The sequence below is a fragment of the Mesorhizobium sp. M2A.F.Ca.ET.037.01.1.1 genome, from assembly GCF_003998075.1.
Lineage (GTDB): Bacteria > Pseudomonadota > Alphaproteobacteria > Rhizobiales > Rhizobiaceae > Mesorhizobium.
In genome coordinates, this window is record NZ_RZSA01000268.1 from 1 (window position 1) to 7006 (window position 7006).

Here is a 7006-nt window from a genome sequence, read left to right on the forward strand (position 1 = left end):
GGCCGTGAAAAGTCGATCAAGGCGCTGGAAGAGGTGATGGGTCAGGAGAAGCAGATCCTGCTCGCCACCCAGATGAATGCAGCCGACGACGATCCTGAGCCCGATGCGATTTTCGACATCGGCACGCTCGCCAATGTGCTGCAGCTCCTGAAGCTGCCCGACGGCACCGTGAAGGTTCTGGTCGAGGGCGCCTCGCGCGCCAAGATCGTCTCGTTCACCGACCGCGCCGATTTCCATGAGGCCCGCGCCACCGCGCTCGCCGAGCCGGAAGAGGAAGAGGTCGAAATCGAGGCGCTTGCCCGCTCGGTCGTCACCGACTTCGAGAATTACGTCAAGCTGAACAAGAAGATCTCGCCCGAAGTGGTGGGTGCGGCCAGCCAGATCGACGACTATTCCAAGCTCGCCGACACGGTCGCCTCGCATCTCGCCATCAAGATCCCTGAGAAGCAGGAGATGCTCGCGACGCTTTCCGTGAAGGAGCGTCTGGAGAAGGCGATGGGCTTCATGGAAGCCGAGATATCCGTGCTCCAGGTGGAGAAGCGCATCCGCTCGCGCGTCAAGCGCCAGATGGAGAAGACGCAGCGCGAGTACTACCTCAACGAGCAGATGAAGGCGATCCAGAAGGAGCTCGGCGAGGGCGAGGACGGCCGCGACGAGGCCGCCGAGATCGAGGCGCGCATCAAGAAGACCAAACTCTCCAAGGAGGCCCGCGAGAAGGCGGAAGCTGAATTGAAGAAGCTGCGGTCGATGTCGCCGATGTCGGCTGAATCGACGGTGGTGCGCAATTATCTCGACTGGCTGCTGTCGATCCCGTGGGGCAAGAACTCCAAGGTCAAGCAGGACCTCAATTATGCGCAGGACGTGCTCGACGCCGATCATTTCGGCCTCGACAAGGTCAAGGAGCGCATCGTCGAGTATCTTGCCGTGCAGAGCCGGCAGAAGAAGCTGAAGGGGCCGATCCTGTGCCTCGTCGGACCGCCCGGCGTCGGCAAGACCTCGCTCGGCAAGTCGATCGCCAAGGCGACGGGACGCGAGTTCATCCGCATGGCGCTCGGCGGCGTGCGTGACGAGGCCGAGATCCGCGGTCACCGGCGGACCTATATCGGCTCGATGCCCGGCAAGGTCATCCAGTCGATGAAGAAGGCCAAGAAGTCCAACCCGCTCTTCCTGCTCGACGAGATCGACAAGATGGGCCAGGACTTCCGCGGCGATCCGTCATCGGCCCTGCTCGAGGTGCTCGATCCGGAGCAGAACTCGACGTTCATGGACCATTACCTCGAGGTCGAATACGACCTGTCGAGCGTGATGTTCGTGACGACGGCGAACACGCTGAACATCCCTGCGCCCCTGATGGACCGCATGGAGATCATCCGCATCGCCGGTTACACCGAGGACGAGAAGATCGAGATCGCCAAGCGTCACCTGATGCCAAAGGTGATCCGTGATCATGCCCTGCAGCCGAACGAATTCTCGGTCGGCGAGGATGCGATCCGCGGCATCATCCAGACCTACACGCGGGAAGCCGGCGTGCGCAGCCTGGAGCGCGAGCTGATGAAGCTCGGGCGCAAGGCGGTGACCGAGATCCTGCGGACGAAGAAGAAGACGGTGAAGATCACTGCGGAAAACCTCGCCGATTATCTTGGCGTTCCGCGCTTCCGCTTCGGTCAGGTCGAGGCCGACGATCAGGTCGGCGTGGTCACGGGTCTTGCCTGGACGGAAGTCGGCGGCGAGTTGTTGACGATCGAAGGCGTCATGATGCCCGGCAAGGGCCGCATGACGGTGACGGGCAATCTGCGCGACGTGATGAAGGAATCGATCTCGGCGGCGGCTTCCTATGTCCGCTCCAGGGCGCTCGATTTCGGCATCGAGCCACCGCTGTTCGACAAGCGCGACATCCATGTCCACTTGCCGGAAGGCGCTACCCCGAAGGACGGCCCGTCCGCCGGTGCCGCGATGGCCACGGCCATCGTGTCAGTGCTGACGGGTATCCCGGTCCGGGCCGATGTGGCGATGACCGGCGAGATCACGCTGCGTGGCCGCATCCTGCCGATCGGAGGCCTCAAGGAGAAGCTGCTCGCGGCATTGCGCGGCGGCATCAAGAAGGTCCTGATCCCGGAAGAGAACGTCAAGGATTTGGCGGATATTCCGGACAATGTGAAGAACGGCATGGAGATCGTTCCGGTCTCGCGGGTCGGCGAGGTGCTCGCGCACGCGCTCACCCGGATGCCGGAGCCGATCGAGTGGGTCGAGCCGGTTAATGCGCCGGCTCCGGTCGACACCGGCGACGATGCCGGAAAGTCGCTCGCGCACTAACAAAAGTTAAAGTTGCAGTGCACAAAGAGAGAGCCGGGCCTTGAGCCCGGCTTTTTCATGTGAAAAAGCCATGAAAAAATGGAAAAAAGCCCGGAATTCCGCGGTTTTTGGGCTTGGGTTCCGGATCGCTTCTTTCTAAAGTCCGTTTCCTGCCGGATGAGTCGTAAGTTCCGGTTTTCTCATGGAAGGGAATTTTGATGAACAAGAACGAACTGGTGTCCGCTGTCGCCGACTCCGCAAGCATTTCGAAGGCTGATGCGCAGTCGGCCGTCGATGCGGTGTTCTCCGTGATCACTGGCGAACTGAAGAAGGGCGGCGATGTCCGGCTTGTCGGCTTCGGAAATTTCACCGTGTCAAAACGTGCTGCTTCGACCGGCCGCAACCCGCAGACCGGCGCGGAAGTGAAGATTCCGGCGCGCACCGTGCCGAAGTTCTCGGCCGGCAAGGGCCTCAAGGACGCGGTCAACTAAGACCTTTTTCTTTAAGAGCAGAAAAGCCGGGCTTGCCCGGCTTTTCTTTTTTCAGGTGACAGGCAACCGGCTCAGGCCGTCGGCGCGTCGGCGCGCATCAGGCCTTGCTGCTTCAAATCCGCCCAGAGTGCGGCCGGTATCTTGGTGTCGAGCAGCGCGCGGTTGCTTTCGACCTCCGACGGCCGCTGGCCACCGGGGATCACCGACATCACCGACGGATGCTGCAGCGGGAATTGCAGCGCCGCCTCGATCAGGCGCACATTGTGGCGCTTGCAGACGGCCTCGATACGCGCCACGCGATCGAGGATCTCCTTCGGCGCCTCGCTGTAGTTGTAGAAGGCGCCAGGCTTCGGCCCGGTCGCCAGTACACCGGAATTGTAGGGGCCGCCCAGCACGATGCCGATGCCGCGCTTCTGGCAAAGCGGCAGGAAGGACTGCAGCGCTTCCTGTTCGAGCAACGTATAGCGGCCGGCGAGCAGGAACAGGTCGAAATCGCCGCGCTCGGCCAGCGTCTGCGCGACCTGCCACTCATTGATGCCGCCGCCGAAGGCCTTGATCACACCCTGGTCGCGGAGCGAAAGCAACCCGTAATAGCCGGACGACATGAACTCCGCGATGCGGGCATCCGAGGCTTCCTTGCTGCCATGGGTGAAGATGTCGACGTCGTGGACGAAGAGGATGTCGATGCGGTCGACGCCAAGGCGCTCCAGCGAGGCCTCGAAGGAGCGCATGACGCCGTCATAGGAGTAGTCGTAGACTTCCCGGCGCGACGGCGTCTCGAAGAACTTGCCGATGCCGGTGCGCTGGTCAGGCGGGGCGACGCGCATGAGGCGGCCGACCTTGCTCGACAGCACATAGTCGTCGCGCTTCCTGCCGCGCAGGAACGGGTTGAGGCGGGTTTCCGACAGGCCGAGGCCGTAAAGCGGCGCCGTATCGAAGTAGCGGCAGCCAGCCTTCCATGCCGCCTCCAGGGTGGCATTGGCGTCCTCGTCGGAGATGGCGCGGTAGAGATTGCCGAGCGGCGCGGTGCCGAAGCCAAGTTCGGTGAAGGTGATGCCGCCATTGCCGATGCGGTCGAAGTGCCGTGTCTTCATGTCTGACGATGTCCCGGAGCGATTTGTCTGACATGACACTATCACGCCGGTGGCCCAGCAAAAGTGCCGAGGCTCGTTGGACAGCGATTTTCGCAATGGTAGCATGAACAAAAACAAGCCTTTCGCGGCCAGCGAGCCGCCGAATCTATAGAGACGCGCGACATCGCGCAGACAGGTGAGCCATTCCATGAGCAAAGCCGGATCCGGCATGTTCGCGACAGCGCTGGACGAGCTTGGCGCGGTGCTGGCGCGCACGGATGAAGCCAGGATCGACGCAGCCTGCGCCATGCTGGCCGGCGCCCGCAGGATCGCCGTCTATGGTTGCGGCCGCGAGGCGCTGCAGGTGAAGGGTTTTGCCATGCGGCTCTATCATCTCGGCCTGCCGGTTTCGGTGGTCGGCGACATGACCACGCCGCCGCTCGGGCAGGAGGACCTCTTCCTGGCGAGTTCAGGGCCGGGCGAGACCACCACGGTGCTGACCTTGATGCGGGTTGCCCGCGATGCCGGCGCGAAGGTGCTGCTTCTGACGGCCGAACCGGCGGGCAGCGCGGCGAAACTCGCCGATTTCACGCTGGTCATTTCCGCCCAGACCATGGCCAGCGACCAGGGCGCGGCAAGAAGCTCGGTGCTGCCGATGGGCTCGCTGTTCGAAGGCGCGCTGTTCCTGTTGTTCGAGATCATGGTGCTGAAGCTCCAGGCGCTGACCAACGCGACGCCGGAAGCCATGCGCGCCAGGCACACCAATATGGAGTAGGAGATGCGCTACGAGCTGATGCTGCCGCACCAGATCCGCAAGGCGATCGAGGAGAATTGGCCGGTCGTGCTGCCGCTCGGCGTGCTCGAATATCACGGCGAGCACATGGCGGTCGGCATGGACACGCTGGCCGTCATCAAGACGGTGGAGCTGATCGAGAAGGAGAGGGACCTCGTCATCCTGCCGCCCTTCTATTACGGCGCGGCAAGCTATGCGGTGGCGGCGCCGGAAGGCAGCGGCTCGGTGCAGGTCGGCGGTCCGGTGCTTTCGCCTTTCGCGGAGGAATTGTTCTATGGGCTATTGCGCATCGGCTTCCGCAACATCCACGCCATCATCCACCACCAGACCGAGAATTTCGTGGCCGGCATGCCGACCGACCTCGCCTTCAAGACTGCCGGCCGCCAGGCGATCTTCCGCTTCCTGGAAAAGGAGCGCGGCGAGGGCTGGTGGGGGTCGAACAGCATGGCCGATTACTATGCCGGCCATGCCCAAGGCGAGAACGTCTTCAACTGGGTGCAGGTGCATCCGCTGATGCCGGCCGCGATGAACGGCAAATACCCGTTCGACCATGCCGGCAAAGGCGAAACCTCGCTGATGCTGGCGCTATGCCCCGAGGCCGTGGACGAGAAGCATTTGGCCGACAACACCGGCTGGTACACGAAAGACGCGGCGGAGGCCTCGGCAGGCCTCGGCAAGATCGGCGTCGCCATGATCCTTGATCATTTGAGGTCCATCCTGGTGCGATAGGTGCGGTTCTTCCTTCTCCCCTTGTGGGAGAAGGTGGATGGGCGCGCAGCGCCGAGACGGATGAGGGGTGTTCCAGCGGAGTGAGACGTCGGCGTTCCCTGGAACACCCCTCATCCGGCCGCTGCGCGGCCACCTTCCCCCACAAGGGGGGAAGGAAAGGTCCAGCTACTTCACCGAGCCGGCCGTCATGCCCATGATAAGGTAGCGCTCGAGCGCGATGCCGATGATCGCCAGCGGCGCGATCGCCGCCGTTGCAAGTGCGGCCATCGACCACCAGTTGATGCCTTGCGAGCCGGTCTGGCTCGCCACCATGACGGGGATGGTCTTGGCGTCGGTCGAGGTCAAAAGCGCGGCGAAGAAATACTCGTTCCAGCACAGCACCATCGCCAGGATGAAGGCGGCGACCATGCCGGGCAGGGCGATCGGCATGACGATGCGGAAGAAGGCGCCCCAGATCGACAGCCCGTCAACCAAAGCCGCTTCCTCCAATTCGACGGGAATGGAGTTGAACTGGTCGCGCATGATCCAGATCACGATCGGCAGCACCATCAGCGTGTAGAGCAGCACGAGCCCGATGCGCGTGTCGAGGAGGGCGACTTCGCGATAGAGCACAAGGAAAGGGAGCGCCAGCACGACCGGCGGCAGGATCAGCTGCGACAGGAAGAAGAAGGAGATGTCCTCGTTCCTGAACCAGGCGAATTTGTAGCGGTAACGGACAAGGCCATAGGCGGCGAGGCTGCCGATGATGATGGCGAGAGCCGACGCGCCGACCGAGGTGATGACCGAGTTCATGAAGCGCTTGAAGAATTCGTCGCGCACGGTCGACGTCTGGAATATCGAATCCGGCGACAGGCCGAGCGAGCGCCAGCCCTTCCAGTCGGGCGTGAAGTCGACGAAGGGAATGAGATGGCCTTGCGTGACGTCGACCGCCGATTTGAACGAGGTGGTGATCGTCCAGTAGATCGGGAACAGGCACACGAATGCCCAGAAGACGAGCGCGCCATAGATGAAGACGCGGCTGGTGATGAAGGCCGCTGGCGAGCGGATTTCGGAAACGGTGTAGTCGGTGGTCTGGACGCTCATGATGCCGCTCAGTTGACGTTGCGCACGAAGCGACTGGCGACTTTCAGCAGCCAGGTCACGAACACGACGATGATGATCAGATAGGCCATGGCGAGCATTGTGCCGTAGCCGACATTCGACCGGTCGCGATATTCGCGGTAGATGAAGCTCGATACGGAATCGGTAGCGCCGCCGGGGCCGCCCGAGGTCAGCGTGATGATGATGTCGGCGAGCTTCAGCTTGAAGATGATGCGCAGGATGACGGCCGTCACCGACACTGGCAGCATGAGCGGAAAGGTAACCTGCCAGAAGGTCTGCCACGCGGTCGCGCCGTCGACGCGGGCGGCTTCAAGCACCTCGCGCGACATCGCCTGCAGGCCGGCAAGCAGCATGATCATCATGAACGGGATGAAGGTCCAGGCGTCGAGCATCATGATCGAGATGCGGGCTGTGATCGGATCGGAGAAGAAGGCGGGATTGTCCCAGCCGAGATGGCGCGCCAGCGTCGCCGCCGGGCCGAAGCGGTATTCCATCAGCGATTTGCCGACCATCCAGGACACCGCGAC

The 7006-nt window shown here is 62.7% G+C and carries 7 protein-coding genes; 4 read left to right on the top strand and 3 right to left on the bottom strand.

Annotation, left to right across the window (positions count from 1 at the left end; translation table 11 throughout):
• Together lon and hupB are read left to right on the top strand one after the other, a co-directional pair.
• A partial coding sequence (lon, locus tag EOA27_RS15330; RefSeq protein ID WP_127256608.1) for an endopeptidase La occupies window positions 1-2313 on the top strand: 2313 nt, incomplete at its 5' end.
• A 197-nt stretch (window positions 2314-2510) separates the two neighbouring features.
• Window positions 2511-2783 (top strand): DNA-binding protein HupB, encoded by a 273-nt coding sequence (gene hupB / locus EOA27_RS15335; RefSeq protein ID WP_027166452.1) that lies wholly within the window; start codon window positions 2511-2513, stop codon window positions 2781-2783.
• 71 nt (window positions 2784-2854) lie between these two features.
• On the opposite strand, the gene EOA27_RS15340 is transcribed toward hupB, so the two are convergent.
• The gene (locus EOA27_RS15340) at window positions 2855-3877 is read right to left on the bottom strand and encodes an aldo/keto reductase (RefSeq protein WP_126082440.1); all 1023 of its coding nucleotides are present in this window, start codon (window positions 3875-3877) and stop codon (window positions 2855-2857) included.
• Window positions 3878-4064: 187 nt separating this feature from the next.
• On the opposite strand from EOA27_RS15340, the gene EOA27_RS15345 reads away from it, so the two are divergent.
• Window positions 4065-4631, top strand: a complete 567-nt coding sequence (locus tag EOA27_RS15345) for an SIS domain-containing protein (RefSeq protein WP_126082441.1) — start codon at window positions 4065-4067, stop codon at window positions 4629-4631.
• Window positions 4632-4634: 3 nt separating this feature from the next.
• The gene (locus tag EOA27_RS15350; RefSeq protein ID WP_126082442.1) at window positions 4635-5378 is read left to right on the top strand and encodes a creatininase family protein; all 744 of its coding nucleotides are present in this window, start codon (window positions 4635-4637) and stop codon (window positions 5376-5378) included.
• Window positions 5379-5543: 165 nt separating this feature from the next.
• On the opposite strand, the gene EOA27_RS15355 is transcribed toward EOA27_RS15350, so the two are convergent.
• Together EOA27_RS15355 and EOA27_RS15360 are read right to left on the bottom strand one after the other, a co-directional pair.
• Window positions 5544-6461: a carbohydrate ABC transporter permease gene (locus tag EOA27_RS15355; RefSeq protein WP_042644446.1), complete on the bottom strand. Its 918-nt coding sequence runs from the start codon at window positions 6459-6461 to the stop codon at window positions 5544-5546.
• A gap of 8 nt (window positions 6462-6469) precedes the next feature.
• Window positions 6470-7006 (bottom strand): sugar ABC transporter permease (locus EOA27_RS15360; RefSeq protein WP_145970361.1); only part of this gene is annotated, 537 nt, incomplete at its 5' end.